The sequence below is a fragment of the Streptomyces sp. NPDC093600 genome, from assembly GCF_044764755.1.
Classification (GTDB): Bacteria; Actinomycetota; Actinomycetes; order Streptomycetales; family Streptomycetaceae; genus Streptomyces.
Genome location: NZ_JBIWIU010000014.1, coordinates 137873 through 155249 on the forward strand (window position 1 = coordinate 137873; position 17377 = coordinate 155249).

At 72.7% G+C, this 17377-nt stretch carries 14 protein-coding genes; 3 read left to right on the plus strand and 11 right to left on the minus strand.

The genetic code is table 11. The annotated features are described in order from the left end of the window. The first annotated feature begins 53 nt into the window (after positions 1 to 53). Complete coding sequence (locus ACIRB4_RS28015) at positions 54 to 995, plus strand: hypothetical protein (protein WP_403294983.1); 942 nt, start codon at positions 54 to 56, stop codon at positions 993 to 995. A gap of 227 nt (positions 996 to 1222) precedes the next feature. Here ACIRB4_RS28015 and ACIRB4_RS28020 read toward each other — a convergent pair whose 3' ends face one another. The 3 genes from ACIRB4_RS28020 to ACIRB4_RS28030 are packed head-to-tail and all read right to left on the minus strand — an operon-like array spanning position 1223 to position 3151. After that, complete coding sequence (locus ACIRB4_RS28020; RefSeq protein WP_403294984.1) at positions 1223 to 1531, minus strand: AzlD domain-containing protein; 309 nt, start codon at positions 1529 to 1531, stop codon at positions 1223 to 1225. Then, a complete protein-coding gene (locus tag ACIRB4_RS28025; RefSeq protein ID WP_403294985.1) occupies positions 1528 to 2286 on the minus strand; it encodes an AzlC family ABC transporter permease in 759 nt (252 codons plus the stop codon). Before ACIRB4_RS28025 ends, ACIRB4_RS28020 begins: the two co-directional genes overlap by 4 nt. 10 nt (positions 2287 to 2296) lie before the next feature. After that, positions 2297 to 3151: an AraC family transcriptional regulator gene (locus tag ACIRB4_RS28030; protein WP_403294986.1), complete on the minus strand. Its 855-nt coding sequence runs from the start codon at positions 3149 to 3151 to the stop codon at positions 2297 to 2299. A gap of 103 nt (positions 3152 to 3254) precedes the next feature. On the opposite strand from ACIRB4_RS28030, the gene ACIRB4_RS28035 reads away from it, so the two are divergent. Both ACIRB4_RS28035 and ACIRB4_RS28040 read left to right on the plus strand, forming a co-directional pair. Further along, a complete protein-coding gene (locus ACIRB4_RS28035) occupies positions 3255 to 7892 on the plus strand; it encodes an ATP-dependent helicase (RefSeq protein WP_403294987.1) in 4638 nt (1545 codons plus the stop codon). Between the two features lie 100 nt (positions 7893 to 7992). Continuing rightward, a complete protein-coding gene (locus ACIRB4_RS28040; RefSeq protein WP_403294988.1) occupies positions 7993 to 8892 on the plus strand; it encodes an Fpg/Nei family DNA glycosylase in 900 nt (299 codons plus the stop codon). Between the two features lie 44 nt (positions 8893 to 8936). On the opposite strand, the gene ACIRB4_RS28045 is transcribed toward ACIRB4_RS28040, so the two are convergent. The 8 genes from ACIRB4_RS28045 to ACIRB4_RS28080 form a co-directional block, all read right to left on the minus strand. Then, positions 8937 to 9197: a hypothetical protein gene (locus tag ACIRB4_RS28045; RefSeq protein WP_403294989.1), complete on the minus strand. Its 261-nt coding sequence runs from the start codon at positions 9195 to 9197 to the stop codon at positions 8937 to 8939. Between the two features lie 158 nt (positions 9198 to 9355). Next, complete coding sequence (locus ACIRB4_RS28050; RefSeq protein ID WP_356895561.1) at positions 9356 to 9826, minus strand: DNA starvation/stationary phase protection protein; 471 nt, start codon at positions 9824 to 9826, stop codon at positions 9356 to 9358. A gap of 167 nt (positions 9827 to 9993) precedes the next feature. Continuing rightward, positions 9994 to 10377: a helix-turn-helix domain-containing protein gene (locus ACIRB4_RS28055; protein WP_041131554.1), complete on the minus strand. Its 384-nt coding sequence runs from the start codon at positions 10375 to 10377 to the stop codon at positions 9994 to 9996. A gap of 109 nt (positions 10378 to 10486) precedes the next feature. Further along, entirely contained in the window at positions 10487 to 11008 is a 522-nt protein-coding gene (locus ACIRB4_RS28060; RefSeq protein ID WP_403294990.1) for a CinA family protein, read from the minus strand. After that, positions 11005 to 11703, minus strand: coding sequence for a CDP-diacylglycerol--glycerol-3-phosphate 3-phosphatidyltransferase (pgsA, locus tag ACIRB4_RS28065; RefSeq protein ID WP_403294991.1), 699 nt, complete (start codon positions 11701 to 11703; stop codon positions 11005 to 11007). The genes ACIRB4_RS28060 and pgsA overlap by 4 nt, the downstream gene beginning before the upstream one ends. Continuing rightward, a complete protein-coding gene (rimO, locus tag ACIRB4_RS28070; RefSeq protein ID WP_403294992.1) occupies positions 11700 to 13241 on the minus strand; it encodes a 30S ribosomal protein S12 methylthiotransferase RimO in 1542 nt (513 codons plus the stop codon). The genes pgsA and rimO overlap by 4 nt, the downstream gene beginning before the upstream one ends. Before the next feature lie 110 nt (positions 13242 to 13351). Then, a complete protein-coding gene (locus ACIRB4_RS28075) occupies positions 13352 to 14176 on the minus strand; it encodes a helix-turn-helix domain-containing protein (RefSeq protein ID WP_403294993.1) in 825 nt (274 codons plus the stop codon). Between the two features lie 266 nt (positions 14177 to 14442). Continuing rightward, positions 14443 to 17241, minus strand: coding sequence for a DNA translocase FtsK (locus ACIRB4_RS28080; protein WP_403294994.1), 2799 nt, complete (start codon positions 17239 to 17241; stop codon positions 14443 to 14445). Positions 17242 to 17377: the final 136 nt, after the last annotated feature.

The following is a 17377-nucleotide window of genomic DNA, read 5'->3' on the forward strand; positions in this document are numbered from 1 at the left end:
GCAGCCCGGTCCTTAACCCTTGTCAGGAGCCCTTTCCGCCCTACGGTCGGACCATGGCTGGAACTCCTCTCCCGGATCCCTCCGCGGCTCCGCACACGACTCCCCTCGCGCGTGCCGAGCATTTCGTCTGGCTCACGGCCCGCGTACTCGAACAGCGGCGGTTCGCCTATCACTTCCTGCGCGGCGGCGCGGAACCCGTCGAGGTCGCCCTGTCGGCGTACCTCAACGAGGACGGCGGCTACGGCCACGCCCTCGAACCCGACCTTCGCGGCCCCATCAGCCAGCCGTTGCACACCGCGCACGCGCTGCGGGTGCTGGACTCCATCGGCCGCTGCGGCGGCCTGCGGATCGAGCGGATCTGCCGCTATCTGACCGAGGTGTCCGGGCACGACGGGGCGCTGCCCGCCGTCCTTCCGTCGCAGGGCGCCTACCCCTCGGCCCCGTTCGTCCCGATCGTCGACGACCCGCCCAGCGCGCTGCTGGCCACAGGTCCTGTGGTCGGACTGCTCCACCGCAACCAGGTGTGGCACGCGTGGCTGTTCCGCGCCACGGAGTTCTGCTGGGCGGCCGTGGAGTCGCTGGAGAAGTCCGATCCGTACGAGATCCAGGCCGCCGTCGCCTTCCTCGACGGGGCGCCCGACCGGTCGCGGGCGCAGGCGGCGGGCGACCGGCTGGGGCGCCTGGTACGGGAGCAGGGGCTCGCGGTCCTCGACCCCGAGCGTGCGGACGACTTCCCGGTGGCGCCGGGGTACGCCCCGGGCGAGCGCCACTTTCCGTACGACTACGCGCGCGTGCCGGACTCGCTGGCTCGCCGCTGGTTCACGGACGAGGAGATGGCCCGCTCGCTCGACCACCTCGCCGCCGCTCAGCAGGCGGACGGCGGCTGGCCGGTCAACTGGCAGGAGTGGGCGCCCGGTACGGCGCTGGAGGCGCGGCCCATCGTCACCATCGAGGCCCTGCGGACCCTGCGCGCCCACGGCCGCCCGATCGCCTGAGCGGCCGATGGCGGCTCGTGGCCGGGCGCCGGGAAGCGGGGTGCGTGGCCGACCGGGGGCCAGGCGCCGGCCCGGCGGGTGCATGCCGACCGGGGGCCAGGTGCCGACTGGCGGACGCCAGCCGACCGGCGGGCGCCACGGGCCGATGGGCGCAGGCGGCAGATGGACGCCGACCGGCCCGCGCGCCCCTCGGCGAGTGCGCGCGCCGGTCGGGCTCCCCCGGCTTCTCACCCGGCGACGGCCCGGACCCCGGCCGTGACCACCACGGCCGCGCCGACGACCACCAGGAAGGGCGCCCGCAGGAACAGGGCGACGGCCGCCGCGGCGACCCCCGCCGCGCGGGCGTCCAGGACGAGGACACCGTCGGCGCTGAAGGTCTGCTGGGCGGTGAGCGCCGCCAGCAGGGCCACGGGCAGCAGGGCCGCGAGGCGCTGGACGGCCGGTCGCTCCAGGGCGCCCGCGGGCACCAGCAGGCCGATCAGCTTGACGAGGTAGCAGCCCACGGCCGTGAGCCCGATCGCGATCCAGACGTTCATCGGGCGTCCTCCTGACCGGTTCCGCTGTCGTCGCCCTGGTCCACCGCGCGCGTGCGGCGGCCCCGCGCCCAGAGCACGGCGGGCGCGGCGAGTGCCGCCGCCAGGACCGGGACACCGGCCGGAAGGACGGGGAGCAGGCCGAGACCGAGCAGGACGGCGATCCCCGCGGTGGCCCGCTCGGTGGCGGTACGGAGCATCGGCGCGAGCAGCGCGAGGAAGACGGCCGGGCCCGCGGCGTCCAGACCCCAGGCCTCGGTGTCGCCGAGGGCCTCGGCGCCGAGCGCCCCGAGGAGAGTGGTCAGGTTCCACAGCACGTACAGCGTGAGCCCGGTGACGGTGAACCCGATCCGTACGGCCCGCCGTGTGGGCTGGGCGAGCGCCACCGCCGTCGTCTCGTCGATCACCCACTGCGCGGCGAACGGCCTGACCGCGCGCGGTAGGGCGAGCAGCTGCGAGAGACGCAGTCCGTAGAAGGCGTTGCGGGTGCCGAGGAAGAAGGCGCCGGCGGCGGCCGTGAACGGGTTCCCGCCCGCCGCGAGGGCGCCGACCAGCGCGAACTGCGAGGCTCCGGTGAAGACGAGCAGGCTGAGCGCGCAGGTCTGGAGCAGGGTGAGGCCGGCTCCGGCCGAGGTCACGCCGAAGGCGAAGCCGGAGAGTCCGACGGCGATCCCGACGCCGAGGGCGTCGCGGACGACGGCCGAGTCTGTTTTCGAGGGTGCTTCCCCTGTGCGGGGAGGTGCTGTCTGTTCTGCCACGCGAGGGACGTTAGGTGGTCCGGCCACCGTCGGTCTTGTACGTTCTTGCGCCGCGGGAGCGCTGGTACGCACCGGGCGGGACGCCGACACTCCGTGTGAAGTGCCGGTTGAGGTGGGGCTGGTCCGTGAAGCCGACGGCGACGGCCGCTTCCGCCGGTGTCGTCCCGGCGTCCAGGAGGCGCCGGGCCCGCCGCACGCGCGCGTCGGTCAGCCAGGTGTGCGGCGGCATCCCGTAGGCGTCACGGAACGCGCGCAGCAGGGCGAAGGGGCTGGTGCCGAGTTCGGCGGCGAGCCTCTCCAGGGTCGGCGGGTCGGCCATGCGTTCCTCGAGCACGGCACGCGCGCGTGCCGCGTCGCGCGCACCGGCCGAGCGGGGCGCGCGGGGCGTGATCCGGCCGCCGTGGCTGCGCAGCATCCTGGCGGTGACCAGCCGCAGGAGGCTGTCGGCGGCGAGCGCGTTGCCCTCCTCGGCGGCCCGGTGGACCCCGATGACGAGCTGGGCGGCGTACGGGTCGTCCACGACGGGGGTCGTGAAGCCGACGGAGCCCCGCAGGGCCAGGGTGTCGGCGGCGATCGACCTGATGAGTTCGGCGTCCGGGTAGATCGTGCGGTACGTCCAGCCCTCGGGCACGCCCGCGTGCCCGGTGTGCGAGGTGTCCGGATTGACCAGGGCGATCTGCCCGGGGCCCGCGTGCACGAGTTCGTCGCGGTAGTGGAAGGCCTCGACGCCCTCGGTGATCGCGGCGAGGACGAAGGTCTCGTGGGTGTGCCGGGCGAAGGCCTTGCGGACGTAGTGCGCGTGCAGCAGGTCGACGCCGGGCAGCTCCGAGTAACGCCAGTACCGTGCCCGCTCCCCTGTCGCCATGTCCCCATTCTGCATTCCGCGCCGCCGCCGTCGGCGACTCCGGTCCGCCGCTCGTTTCCCCAGGTCCGGGCGGTTGTCAGTGGTCGGGTGCACGATGGGTGGCATGGTCAGGTCTGCGCTCGACTCGTTCTCCCCCGCGACCCGCGGATGGTTCACCCGGGCCTTCAGCGCGCCCACGGCGGCGCAGGAGGGTGCCTGGCAGGCCATCGGCGCGGGTTCGGACGTGCTGGTCGTGGCCCCCACCGGCTCCGGTAAGACCCTGGCCGCCTTTCTCGCCTCCCTGGACCAGCTCGCCTCCACTCCCCCGCCCGCGGAGGCCAGGAAGCGCTGCCGGGTGCTGTACGTGTCGCCGCTGAAGGCCCTCGCCGTCGACGTCGAGCGCAATCTGCGCTCGCCGCTGACCGGGATCCGGCAGGAGTCCGTGCGGCTGGGGCTGCCGGAGCCGGACGTGCGGGTAGGGATCCGCTCCGGCGACACCCCGGCCGCCGAGCGCCGGGCGCTGGCCACCAAGCCGCCGGACATCCTGATCACCACCCCCGAGTCGCTGTTCCTGATGCTGACCTCCGCCACGCGCGAGGCGCTGTCCGGGATCGAGACGGTCATCCTGGACGAGGTCCACGCGGTGGCCGGGACGAAGCGCGGCGCCCATCTGGCGGTGTCCCTGGAGCGGCTCGACGAGCTGCTGCCGCGCCCGGCGCGTCGTATCGGTCTGTCGGCGACGGTCCGCCCGGTGGACGAGGTGGCCCGCTATCTCTCGCCGCAGCGCAAGGTGGAGATCGTCCAGCCGCCGTCGGGCAAGGAGTTCGACCTCTCCGTCGTCGTCCCGGTCGAGGACATGGGCGAGCTGGGCGGCTCCCCGGCCACCGAAGGACAGGAGGGCGGCGACAAGCCGTCGATCTGGCCGCACGTGGAGGAGCGCATCGCCGATCTCGTCCAGGCCCACCGCTCGACGATCGTCTTCGCCAACTCGCGCCGGCTCGCCGAGCGGCTGTGCAACCGGCTCAACGAGATCGCGTACGAGCGGGCCACCGGCGAGGCGCTCCCGGAGGGGTCTCCGCCGGCCGAGATCATGGCCCAGTCCGGTGCCGCCCAGGGCGCTCCCGCGCTGCTCGCCCGGGCTCACCACGGCTCGGTCTCCAAGGAGCAGCGCGCCCAGGTCGAGGAGGACCTGAAGGCGGGCCGGCTGCCCGCGGTGGTGGCCACCTCCAGTCTGGAACTGGGCATCGACATGGGCGCGGTGGATCTGGTCGTCCAGGTCGAGTCGCCGCCCTCCGTCGCCTCCGGCCTCCAGCGCGTCGGCCGCGCCGGGCACCAGGTCGGTGCCGTCTCCACGGGCGTGGTGTTCCCCAAGTACCGCGGCGACCTGGTCCAGGCGGCCGTGGTCACCGAGCGGATGCGGACCGGCTCGATCGAGTCGCTGCGGGTTCCCGCGAACCCCTTGGACGTGCTGGCCCAGCAGCTCGTCGCGATGGTCGCCCTGGACACCTGGCAGATGGACGACCTGCTGACCGTGGTCCGCCGGGCCGCCCCCTTCGCCTCGCTGCCCGAGTCTGCGTTCACCGCCGTCCTGGACATGCTGGCCGGCCGCTATCCCTCGGACGCGTTCGCCGAGCTGCGTCCGCGCGTGGTCTGGGACCGGGTGGCGGGGACGGTCACGGGCCGCCCGGGCGCGCAGCGGCTCGCCGTCACCTCGGGCGGCACGATCCCCGACCGGGGCCTGTTCGGGGTCTTCCTGGCGGGCGCCGACCCGAAGAAGGGCGGCGGTCGGGTCGGGGAGCTCGACGAGGAGATGGTGTACGAGTCCCGGGTGGGTGACGTCTTCACTCTGGGGACGACCTCCTGGCGGATCGAGGACATCACCCGGGACCGGGTCCTGGTCTCCCCCGCGCCCGGTGTGCCGGGCAGGCTGCCCTTCTGGAAGGGCGACCAGCTGGGCCGTCCGCTCGAACTGGGGCGGGCGGTGGGCGCGTTCCTGCGCGAGGTCGGTTCCCTCTCGCCGGAGGACGCCCGGCTGCGGCTGGTCGCCGCGGGCCTGGACGGCTGGGCCGCCGACAACGTCCTCGGCTATCTCGACGAGCAGCGCCAGGCCTGCGGCCATGTGCCGGACGACAGGACGATCCTGGTCGAGCGGTTCCGTGACGAACTCGGTGACTGGCGGGTGGTCATCCACTCCCCGTTCGGGGCCCAGGTGCACGCGCCGTGGGCGCTCGCCCTCGGCGCCCGGCTCGCCGAGCGGTACGGCATGGACGCCCAGGTCATGCACGCCGACGACGGGATCGTGCTGCGGCTGCCCGACGCGGACCTGATGGGCCTGGACCTCCTCGACCACGACCCGGTGGACCCGGGCCGGCACCTGGACACGACGTACGACGCCGACCAGGCCCCGATCGGGGCGGCCGACGCCCTCTTCGACAAGGGCGAGATCGGTCAGATCGTCACCGACCAGGTCGGCGGCTCGGCCCTGTTCGCCTCCCGCTTCCGCGAGTGCGCCGCGCGGGCGCTGCTGCTGCCCAAGCGCAATCCGGGCAAGCGCACCCCGCTCTGGCAGCAGCGCCAGCGCGCCGCTCAACTGCTCCAGGTGGCGAGCGAGTTCGGCTCCTTCCCGATCGTCCTCGAAGCCGTCCGCGAGTGCCTCCAGGACGTCTTCGACGTCCCCGGACTCACCGAGCTCATGGGCGACATCGAGTCCCGCCGGGTGCGCCTCGTCGAGGTCACCACCCCAGAGCCGTCCCCGTTCGCCCGTTCTCTGCTCTTCGGGTACGTCGCCCAGTTCCTGTACGAGGGGGATTCACCGCTCGCCGAGCGGCGGGCCGCCGCCCTCTCCCTGGACTCCCGGCTCCTCGCCGAACTGCTGGGCCAGGCCGAGCTGCGCGAACTGCTCGACGCGGACGTGCTGACCGAACTCGAGCGGGAGCTCCAGTGGCTCACCGAGGACCGGCGGATCAAGGACGTGGAGGGCGTCGCCGACCTGCTGCGCGTGCTCGGTCCTCTCACCGAGGCGGAGCTGGCCGAGCGGGGCGCCGATCCGGAATGGGCCGGTCAGCTCGCCCACGCGCGCCGGGCCATCCGCGTCCGGATCGCCGGCGCCGACCATTGGGCGGCGATCGAGGACGCAGGACGGCTGCGGGACGCCCTGGGCACGGCCCTGCCGGTCGGCGTGCCCGAGGCGTTCACCGAGCCGGTCAAGGACCCGCTGGGGGACCTCCTCGCCCGGTACGCGCGCACGCACGGGCCGTTCACGTCCTCCGCGGCCGCGGCCCGCTTCGGTCTCGGCGCGGCCGTCACCGACGGCACCCTGCAGCGGATGGCCGCCGCCGGCCGGGTCGTACAGGGCGAGTTCCACCCCTCCGGGATCGGCCAGGAGTGGTGCGACGCGGCCGTCCTGCGCCGTCTGCGCCGCCGCTCGCTCGCGGCCCTGCGCCATGAGCTGGAGCCGGTGCCCCCGGCCGCGCTCGCCACCTTCCTGCCCCAGTGGCAGCACCTGGGCGGCAGCAGCCTGCGCGGAATCGACGGCCTCGCCCGGGCCGTCGAGCAGTTGCAGGGCGCGCCCGTACCGGCCTCGGCGCTGGAGAAGCTGATCCTGCCGTCCCGGGTCAGGGACTACTCCCCCGCCCTGCTCGACGAGCTGACCACGACCGGCGAGGTCGTCTGGGCCGGCGCCGGCGCCCTGCCCGGCAAGGACGGCTGGGTGTCCCTGTATCTCGCGGACGCGGCTCCCCTGCTGCTCCCGCCGCCGCACCCTCTGGAGACCACCGCGCTCCACGAGTCGGTGCTCACGGCACTGTCCGGGGGTTACGGCCTGTTCTTCCGTCAGATCGCCGACCGGGTACGGGCCACCACGCACCCGGACGCAACCGACCTCCAACTGGCCGACGTCGTCTGGGACCTCACCTGGTCGGGACGGCTCACCAACGACACCCTCGCCCCCCTGCGCTCCCTGCTCGGCTCCGGCCGCACGGCGGGCTCCACGGCCCACCGCGCCAAGCGCACGGTCCCCCGGGGGCGTTACGGCACGCTCACCGCGGCCGCCCGACCCGCGTCCCGGACCGGTCCGCCCACGGTCAGCGGCCGGTGGTCCCTCCTCCCGCCCGCCGAGCCGGAACCGACCCACCGCGCCCACGCGCTCGCCCGCACCCTCCTGGACCGGCACGGCGTGGTCACCCGGGGCGCGGTGGCGGCCGAGGGCGTCGAGGGCGGCTTCTCGGCGACGTACCGCATCCTGTCCGCCTTCGAGGACAGCGGGCAGGCGCGCCGCGGCTATGTGGTGGAGGGTCTCGGCGCGGCCCAGTTCGCCATGGACGGCGCGGTGGACCGGCTGCGGGCGGCGGCGACCGCACGCGACCGGGGCGCCGAGGCCGGCGCGGGGCCGCGTGCGGTGGTCCTGGCCGCCGCCGACCCCGCCAACGCGTACGGCGCCGCGCTGCCCTGGCCGGAGCCGCCGACGGGCGCCGGGCACAAGCCCGGCCGCAAGGCCGGCGCGATGGTGGTTCTCGTCGACGGCGAGCTGACGCTCTACATGGAGCGCGGCGGGAAGACGCTCCTGTGCTGGCCCACGGACCCGGACGACCCGGCGCTGAGAGCCGCTGCCGAGTCCCTGGCCGCCGCCGCCCTCGCGGGCTCGCTGGGCACGGTCACGGTGGAACGGGTCAACGGAGCCGCCGCTCTCACCTCCCCGCTGGCCCGCTCCCTGGAGACCGCCGGCTTCCACGCCACCCCCCGCGGCCTGCGCCTGCGGCCCTAGGCCGGCCCGGACCCGCAGGACGGGACCCGCAGGACGGGCGTCCGGGGCCTGTCCGGCAGCCCACCGCACCACCCCGTGATCGATCCCGCATGATGGAGCCATGCCCGAAGGAGACACCGTCTGGATGACCGCCCGCCGACTGCACTCCGCGCTCGCCGGACGCGTCCTGACCCGGTCCGATCTGCGTGTGCCGCGGTTCGCCACCGCCGATCTCACCGGGCGTACGGTCCTCGACGTCACCCCGCGTGGGAAGCATCTGCTCACCCGGATCGAGGGCGACCTGACCCTCCACTCCCATCTGCGGATGGACGGCTCTTGGCAGGTGTACGCCACCGGTGAGCGGTGGCGCGGCGGACCGGCCCACCAGATCCGGGCGATCCTCGGCAACGACGAGCACACCGCCGTCGGCTACCGCCTCCCCGTCCTCGAACTGATCCGCACCGCGGAGGAGCCGGACGTCGTGGGCCATCTCGGCCCCGACCTCCTGGGCCCAGGCTGGGACCCCGTCGAAGCCGTCCGCAGACTCACCGCCGACCCCGCGCGCGCCCTTGCCGAGGCTCTGCTCGACCAGCGCAATCTCGCGGGTATCGGCAACGTCTACGCCTGTGAGCTGGCCTTTCTCGCCGCGGTCACGCCCTGGCTTCCGGTGGGCGAGCTCCCGCCCGGCGTCCCCGAGCGGCTGGTCGCCACCGCCCACCGCCTCCTGGAAGCGAACAAGGACCGCCCCGTCCGCAGGACGACGCCCGCGCGCCGCCCGTCCGAGGGGCTCTACGTCTACGGCCGCCGCGGCCGCCCCTGTCTGCGCTGCGGCACCCCCGTCCGAAAGGCGGAACTGGGCGACCGGGTCACCTACTGGTGCCCGGGCTGCCAGAAGGGCCCGTCCAGCTCCCCGGCCCCTCCTACCTCTTCCGCCCCTCCTACCTCTTCCGCCCCTCCTACCTCTTCCGCCCCTCCTACCTCTTCTGCCCCTCCCACCCCGCCGAGTACCACGAGTGATTGACGAACGGTCAGCTCCCTTTGAACGGACGGTCAGGTCCAGCCCCGTCACGACGGGTCAGATCCCCCGCCCCAACGGCGGCGCGGCGAGGAAGTGACCCCGGACCGGTCGTTCTTGGCGGGGGACGCCGCCACATGCACCGGCAGCAGGCTGAGCCCCCATCCCCCGGCCGCGATCGTCGCCTCCACCGGGCCGGACTGTTCGGGGGCCAGCACCAGACGCAGCACCGCCCACCACCACAGCCCGCCGGCCGTCAGCCCGCCGGCCACCCACGCGAGTGTCGGCAGCGGAACCCGTAGACGTACCATGGCCGCCTCCTCCGGTCGACGCTAGACCGGCCGTATCGCCCGGCGGGAGGGCGCACCGGAGCGATCCCCGGCGCACGGACAATGCCGAGCACACCGAGGACCGCGACGGGCGGCGGGCCACAGGCACGGCGGCCCTCCCGCCGCACCCGTCACCACGGCTAGGCGCTCTCCGCCTGGAACATCCACGCATGCTTCTCGAGGTCGGCCGTGAGACCGATCAGGATGTCCTGGGTGACCGGGTCCGGCTCGTCCGTGACCTCGATCCGCTCCCGCATCCGTTCGATCACCGCGCCCAGGGCGTCGACAAGGATCTTCACCGCCTGCGTGTCCTTGATCCAGCCCGTGGGAACCTCGCCGATCGCGCTGCCCGAGGCAACGGACGCGGCCCGGCCGTCCGGGTTGACGCCCACCGCGGAGGCTCGCTCGGCCACCACGTCAGAGTGCTGGCGCGCCGTGGTCACGACCTCGTCGAGCTGCAGGTGGACCGAGCGGAACCTCGGCCCGACCACGTTCCAGTGCACCTGCTTGGCGACGAGGGCGAGGTCGACCAGGTCGACGAGAGCGCCCTGCAAGGCGTTGCCGACCGTCTTGAGGTCGGCTTCGGACAACGAGCTCTTCACGACGGACATACACGTCTCCAACAAGTCGTACGGTCGTTCCCCCACCATGGCACGCATGACCCGTATCGGGCATCTCAAACTCAACCGTGCGAACCTGCCCTACCGCCGCAGAGAATGGCAAAAGCCCCGGTCGATGCCCGCACGGGACACCAACCGGGGCTTCCGCCCACTTCGGTTCAGGCAGCGACGACGTCCACCGCTTCCGCGGGCGCCTTGATGGTCACCCGCTCGGTGGGCACACCTGCCACCGACGTCACCGACACCGAATTGAGCATCGGGCGTACCGGCGTAGGCACCGGTTCGCTCGCCGCCGCCGACTCGGCCAGTTCGGCCAGTGACAGCTCGTCGCTCACTTCACGCATGAGCTCGGACATCCGTACGTCCAGCGCGTCGCAGATCGCGGAGAGCAGCTCGGAGGAAGCCTCCTTCTGCCCCCGCTCCACCTCGGAGAGATAGCCGAGCGAAACTCGGGCGGACGAGGAGACTTCGCGCAGAGTACGGCCCTGGCGCTGGCGCTGCCGACGCAGCACGTCACCCAACAGGCGACGGAGCAGAATCATCGGTGGCTCCCTCCTCGGACCGCGTAGCCGCATCCTTCACGCCCCACCGTACCGCCTCGCGACGCGGCCGTGCGGGGAGCGATGTCGTGTTCTCTCAGGGCTGCAAACATCAATTCCCCCCGTTCTGTTCCGTATCCTGTGCCCGGCCATTTCCCGAGAGTTCGTTACCGAGCAGCTCCAGCACGCTCCGTACACTCTCTCTACGGATGTCCGCACGGTCGCCGTTCAACCGCAGCGACGCCACTTTCCCGGCCCCGGTGTCCGATCCCGGCGGCCCCGCCACGGCCACGTACACCGTTCCGACGGGCTGTCCGTCCTGCGGTTCCGGGCCGGCGACGCCGGTCGTGGCGATGCCCCAGTCGGCCTCCAGCCGCGTGCGCACACCCGCCGCCATCTGCAGCGCGACCTCGGGATCCACCGCGCCGCGCTCCGCCAGCAGGGCCCCGTCGACGCCCAGGAGCTTCTCCTTCAGGGCCGTCGCGTACGCCGTGACGGACCCGCGGAAGAACTGCGAGGCTCCAGGAGCCCCGGTGAGCTCCGCGGCCACCAGACCGCCCGTGAGGGACTCCGCGGCGGCCACCGTGTGACCACGCTCCGCGAGCAGCTCCAGCACCAGCGCGGCCTCCTTCATCGCGCCGACCCCTCCGTGGGCCCCGGAAGCGACGTACCGCCGGCCTTCGCCGCCCGCTCCGCGGCCAGCCCGCGGCGCCGCAGCACGATCGCCTGCCGGACGTAGTCCAGGCCGGTGACGACCGTCAGCACGACGGCGACCGCCATCACCCAGAAGCGCAGGGTGGCGAGTGGACCGGTCAGCGCGAGGACGTACATCCCCACGGCCGTGCCCTGCGCCAGTGTCTTCATCTTCCCGCCGCGACTGGCCGGAATCACGCCGTGCCGGATCACCCAGAACCGCATCAGCGTGATGCCGAGCTCCCGGGCGAGGATCACCGCCGTCACCCACCACGGCAAGTCTCCCAGCAAGGACAGACAGATCAGCCCGGACGCCATGATCGCCTTGTCGGCGATCGGGTCGGCGATCTTCCCGAAGTCCGTGACCAGGTTGTACGCCCGTGCCAGATGGCCGTCGAAGATGTCGGTGATCATGGCGACGGCGAAGGCGGCCCAGGCCCAGGCGCGCCAGGCGGGGTCGTGTCCGCCGTCCTGGAGCAGCAGCACCACGAAGCCGGGGACGAGCACCAGCCGCATCATGGTGAGGATGTTGGCGATGTTCCACAGGCTGGCCTGATTGACGGCCGCAGCGCCCAGCTTGCCGCCGGGCGCGGGCCTACCGGTCCCGCCCGTCGCGGATGCCGGGACTCCGGTCATCTGCCCGCCTCCTCGACTCCGGGGGTCCGGGGGTCGCTCCCCAGAAGATCGCAGCACTCGGCCACCAGGTCGACGCCTTCCGTTCCCACGACCTTCGCCCTGACCATACGGCCGGGGGCCAGGTCGTGGCGCGCGGCGGACTCGGTGGTGATGATCACCTGTCCGTCCGTCTCGGGCGCCTGGTGTGCGGCGCGGCCGATGACGCCGCCGTCCTCCTCGACGGAGTCGACCGATTCGACCAGTACTTCCAGGGTCTCTCCGATCCGCTCCTCCGCACGCTGGGCGGTGAGCTCCTCGGCGAGCCGCGAGAGGTGGGCGAGCCGCTCGTCCACGATCTCCTGGTCGAGCTTGTGCTCGTACGTGGCGGCCTCGGTGCCGTCCTCGTCGGAGTAGCCGAAGACGCCGATGGCGTCCAGCCGGGCGTGGGTGATGAAGCGTTCCAGCTCGGCGAAGTCCGCCTCGGTCTCGCCGGGGAAGCCGACGATGAAGTTGGAGCGGGCGCCGGCGGTGGGGGCCTTGGAGCGGATGGTCTCCAGGAGCTCCAGGAAGCGGTCGGTGTCGCCGAAGCGGCGCATCGCCCGCAGCACGTCCGGGGCGCTGTGCTGGAAGGACAGGTCGAAGTACGGGGCGACCTTCTCGGTCGAGGTCAGGACGTCGATGAGCCCGGGGCGCATCTCGGCGGGCTGGAGGTAGCTGACGCGGACGCGCTCGATGCCGTCGACGGCGGCCAGCTCCGGCAGCAGGGTCTCCAGGAGGCGGATGTCGCCGAGGTCCTTGCCGTAGGAAGTGTTGTTCTCGGAGACCAGCATGATCTCCTTCACGCCCTGCTCGGCGAGCCAGCGGGTCTCTCCGAGCACGTCGGAGGGCCGGCGCGAGACGAAGGAGCCACGGAAGGACGGGATGGCGCAGAACGAGCAGCGGCGGTCGCAGCCGGAGGCGAGCTTCACGGAGGCGACGGGGCTGGTGTCCAGGCGGCGGCGCAGGGGCGCGCGAGGCCCGGAGGCCGGGGCGAGGCCCTCGGGGAGGTCGGCCGGTACGTTCTCGGGGGCCTGGGGGGCCTCGGGAGCGCCGTGCCCGGGCAGGGCCACGCCCGCCGCGGCCTGCTGCCGCTCCACCGGGGACAGCGGCAGCAGCTTGCGCCGGTCACGCGGGGTGTGGGCCTCGACGCTGCCGCCGCTGAGGATGGTCTGGAGGCGGTCGGAGATGTCGGCGTAGTCGTCGAAGCCGAGCACGCCGTCGGCCTCGGGGAGGGCCTCGGCGAGCTCCTTGCCGTACCGCTCGGCCATGCAGCCGACGGCGACGACGGCCTGGGTCCTGCCGTGGTCCTTCAGATCATTGGCTTCGAGGAGGGCGTCGACGGAGTCCTTCTTGGCGGCTTCGACGAATCCACAGGTGTTGACGACGGCGACGTCCGCGTCCGATGCGTCCTCGACGAGCTCCCAGCCGTCCGCTGCCAAGCGGCCTGCGAGCTCCTCCGAGTCCACCTCGTTACGGGCGCAGCCAAGAGTGACAAGGGCGACGGTACGGCGTTCGGGCATGGGCTCAAGACTACTTCGTCCCGGCCGTGCCCCCGCCGCGCAGGGTTCGGCTGCGCGACGGGGGCACGGTGGGGGGCCGGTGGAGCGGGCCTGCGGGAGGACCGCGTGGATCAGCCGGCCTCGGGGTCGCCCTTGGTGTACGAGAGCCGCTCGACCTGGCCGGACTCGAACTTCTCCTCGATCTTCTTGCCGTTCACGTGGAGCTCGATCGGTCCGGCGTTGCCGAGGACCAGGTCGACGCGCTCGGCGTCCTGGAAGGTCTTCGACTCGCCCTTGAAGAGCAGGCCGTCGAAGAGGAGCTTGCCGTCGTGCGCCTTGGCGGAGATCCAGCTCTTGTCGTCGATCGCGGTCACCTTGACCGTGACCTTGTCCTTCGGGACCGCCGCGATGGCGCTCTCGGAGGGGACCGGCTTGGGGTCGGCCGGCTTGGTCGGCTTGGGCTTGCCGGTGGGCTTCTTCTCGGCCGCGGGGCCTTCGGCGACGGTGCCGGGCCCGCTGGTCGGCTGGGTGCCGTTGAACATCGTGAAGCCGGCGAAGCCGACGACGGCGACGATCGCCGCCACCATGGCGGCGGTCCAGTTGGGCCGGCGCGGTTCGGGACGGATGCGTTCCGCCTCGAAGAGCGGCGCGGCGGGGGTCGGCGCGGGCCGGCCGCCGTGCTCGGCGTCGTACTGCTCGACCAGGGGTACGGGATCGAGCCCGACGGCGCGTGCGAGCGTGCGGATGTGCCCGCGGGCGTAGACGTCGCCGCCGCAGCGCGTGAAGTCGTCCTCCTCGATCGCGTGCACGATCGGGATGCGGACGCGGGTGGACGCACTGACCTCGTCGACGGTGAGACCAGCGGCGATTCGGGCCTGCTGGAGAGCGCGACCGATCGAGTCCCGGTCGTCTGCCGGGAAGTTCCGGTCGTCTTCGGGGGAGTTGCCGATGGACACGTGAGCGCCTTTCGAGCGTGTAGCCACCTGCTGGATGTTCAGTCTATGGGTGGTACGAAAGGGTGGGGCAACCGGGCGGACTCGGTTTGTACGCCATGAGGCTGGGACATCGTTCTGTCCTTCCCTCCAACTTGACGTACGACCCGGGGAAACGGTTGCCCTGCGTTCCCTTACGAGTGAGTCTCGGCCAGGTCTCTTTTCCGCCCGGCCCGTTCGGAGGGTCCGCCCGCCCGGTTCGGAGGGTCCGGCCGGGCGGCCGGACCCGGTCAGACCTCGGACGACTCCCCGCGGATGACGGCCAGTACCCCGTCCAGCTCGTCCGGCTTGACGAGCACGTCCCGCGCCTTGGAGCCCTCGCTCGGTCCCACGATGTTCCGCGACTCCATCAGGTCCATCAGCCGTCCGGCCTTCGCGAAGCCGACGCGCAGCTTGCGCTGGAGCATCGACGTCGAACCGAACTGGGTGGAGACGACCAGCTCGGCGGCCTGGCACAGCAGGTCGAGGTCGTCGCCGATGTCCTCGTCGATCTCCTTCTTCTGCTTGGTGCCGACGGTGACGTCGTCCCGGAAGACCGGGGCCATCTGATCCTTGCAGTGCTGGACGACGGCCGCGACCTCGGCCTCGGTGACGAAGGCGCCCTGCATACGGACGGGCTTGTTCGCCCCCATCGGCAGGTACAGACCGTCACCCTTCCCGATGAGCTTCTCCGCCCCCGGCTGATCCAGGATGACCCGGCTGTCCGCGAGGGAGGAGGTGGCGAAGGCGAGCCGCGAGGGCACGTTCGCCTTGATCAGACCGGTGACGACGTCCACGGACGGACGCTGGGTGGCGAGCACCAGATGGATTCCGGCCGCACGGGCCAACTGGGTGATGCGGACGATGGCGTCCTCGACGTCCCGGGGCGCGACCATCATCAGGTCGGCCAGCTCGTCCACGATCACCAGCAGGTACGGGTAGGGCTGGAGCTCGCGCTCGCTGCCCTCGGGCAGCTTCACCTTCCCCTGGCGGATGGCCTCGTTGAAGTCGTCGATGTGCCGGAAGCCGAACGCCGCGAGGTCGTCGTAGCGCAGGTCCATCTCGCGCACGACCCACTGCAGCGCCTCGGCGGCCCGCTTGGGGTTGGTGATGATCGGCGTGATCAGGTGCGGGATGCCCTCGTACGCGGTGAGCTCGACCCGCTTGGGGTCGACGAGGACCATCCGGACGTCCTCGGGTGTCGCTCTTATCATCACCGAGGTGATGAGGCAGTTGATGCACGACGACTTGCCGGAACCGGTGGCTCCGGCGACCAGGATGTGCGGCATCTTCGCCAGGTTCGACATCACATAGCCGCCCTCGACGTCCTTGCCGAGCGCCACCAGCATCGGATGGTCGTCACCCGCCGCGTCCGCGAGCCGCAGCACGTCGCCGAGGTTGACCATCTCGCGGTCGCTGTTCGGGATCTCGATCCCGACCGCCGACTTGCCGGGGATCGGCGAGATGATCCGGACGTCCGGGCTTGCCACGGCGTAGGCGATGTTCTTGGTGAGCGCCGTGATCTTCTCGACCTTCACAGCGGGCCCGAGCTCGACCTCGTACCGCGTGACCGTCGGCCCGCGGGTGAAGCCGGTGACGGCCGCGTCGACCTTGAACTCGCTGAAGACGGTGGTGAGCGACGCCACCACGGCGTCGTTGGCGGCGCTGCGCGTCTTGCCCGGCCCACCGCGCTGCAGCAGGTCCATGGGCGGCAGCGCGTAGGTGATGTCCCCGGAGAGCTGCAGCTGCTCCGCGCGGGGCGGCAGTTCGGTGGGTGCGGGCGCGGGCTTGGTCAGATCCGGTACGGCTCCGGTACGGCGCCCGTCCTGCGCGCCGCGGGCAGTGGGCACCGGAGCGGCCGGGGGTACGGAGGGAGCGGCGGGGGCGTCCGCGCCGTCGGCGGCCACCGCGGCGGCCCGATCGGCGGTGACGTCCCGGGTCAGGTCGGCGACCAGCGGGGACGGCGGCATGCCGTTGAGCACGGCCCCGTCGAGTGCGGCGGCCGCTGCCGCGGCGACGTCGACGGCGTCCATGGGCCGGTCGAAGTCCGGCTGCGCGGAGGGGCGGCGCGGCCTCCTGCGGCGGGTGAGCGCCTCCTCCTCGGCCCCGTCGGCGTCGTACGGCTCCTCGGCACCGGGAGCCCTGCGCCGGGTGCGCGCCGGGGCGGCCTCGCGCCAGGCTCCGTCGTAGGCGGCGTCCTCGTCCGCGAACTCGGGGTCGTACGCCGGCTCGACGATGCCGAGCCGGGCGCCGAGCGTGCGCAGGCGCTGCGGGATGGCGTTGACGGGGGTCGCGGTGACGACGAGCAGCCCGAAGACGGTGAGCAGCACGAGCATCGGTACGGCGAGCACCTCGCCCATCATGAAGACGAGCGGCTGGGAGGCGGCCCAGCCGATCAGCCCTCCGGCGTCCTGCATGGCCTTGGTCCCGTCACCTCGGCCCGGAGAGCCGCAGGCGATGTGGACCTGCCCGAGCACGCCGATGACGAGCGCGGACAGTCCGATGACGATACGGCCGTTGGCCTCCGGCTTCTCCGGATAGAGGATGAGCCGGATGGCGATGGCGCCGACCAGCAGCGGGACGAGCAGGTCGAGCCGGCCGAACGCGCCGGTGACCAGCATCTCGACGAGGTCGCCGACCGGGCCGCGCAGATGGGACCAGGTCCCGGCGGCGACGATCAGCGCGATGCCGAGGAGCAGCAGCGCCAGGCCGTCCTTGCGGTGGGCCGGATCGAGTCCCTTGGCTCCGCGCCCTATCCCCCGGAACAACGCCCCGACGGCGTGGGCGAGCCCGAGCCAGAGTCCGCGGGCGAGCCGGTACACGCCCCCCGTCGGCGACGGGGCCGGGCGGGGCGCGGTCTTCTTCGCGGCGGTCTTCCTGGCGGGCGCCCGCTTGGCGGGCGCCGCCTTCCTCGCGGGAGGCTTGGCCGTCCCGGCGGCAGGCTTCTTGGCGGGCACCGCCTTCTTCGCGACACCGGTCGTACGGCCGGCGCGCGGCTTCGCGGTGCCCGCCGTGCCCTGGGAACCCTTGCCGGACGTACGTGAGGCCATGATGCTGAGGTTACCGGTGTGAGCCGCCCGCGACACGTGCGCGTCCGGCCTCACCCGTTCGTGTCGCCCTTGCCGGGGCATGAAACTGACGCCCGTTCACGCCGGGCACCGCTGTGGTGACAGTGAGTCAGTTCTG

Coding starts and splice junctions, on each gene's coding strand:
- ACIRB4_RS28050 (WP_356895561.1), bottom strand. CDS start 9,826: ATGTCCGTCGTGAAGAGCTCGTTGTCCGAAGCCGACCTCAAGACGGTC.
- ACIRB4_RS28080 (WP_403294994.1), bottom strand. CDS start 17,241: ATGGCCTCACGTACGTCCGGCAAGGGTTCCCAGGGCACGGCGGGCACC.
- ACIRB4_RS28060 (WP_403294990.1), bottom strand. CDS start 11,008: ATGAAGGAGGCCGCGCTGGTGCTGGAGCTGCTCGCGGAGCGTGGTCAC.
- ACIRB4_RS28020 (WP_403294984.1), bottom strand. CDS start 1,531: ATGAACGTCTGGATCGCGATCGGGCTCACGGCCGTGGGCTGCTACCTC.
- pgsA (WP_403294991.1), bottom strand. CDS start 11,703: ATGACCGGAGTCCCGGCATCCGCGACGGGCGGGACCGGTAGGCCCGCG.
- ACIRB4_RS28030 (WP_403294986.1), bottom strand. CDS start 3,151: ATGGCGACAGGGGAGCGGGCACGGTACTGGCGTTACTCGGAGCTGCCC.
- ACIRB4_RS28035 (WP_403294987.1), top strand. CDS start 3,255: ATGGTCAGGTCTGCGCTCGACTCGTTCTCCCCCGCGACCCGCGGATGG.
- ACIRB4_RS28040 (WP_403294988.1), top strand. CDS start 7,993: ATGCCCGAAGGAGACACCGTCTGGATGACCGCCCGCCGACTGCACTCC.
- ACIRB4_RS28055 (WP_041131554.1), bottom strand. CDS start 10,377: ATGATTCTGCTCCGTCGCCTGTTGGGTGACGTGCTGCGTCGGCAGCGC.
- ACIRB4_RS28045 (WP_403294989.1), bottom strand. CDS start 9,197: ATGGTACGTCTACGGGTTCCGCTGCCGACACTCGCGTGGGTGGCCGGC.
- rimO (WP_403294992.1), bottom strand. CDS start 13,241: ATGCCCGAACGCCGTACCGTCGCCCTTGTCACTCTTGGCTGCGCCCGT.
- ACIRB4_RS28015 (WP_403294983.1), top strand. CDS start 54: ATGGCTGGAACTCCTCTCCCGGATCCCTCCGCGGCTCCGCACACGACT.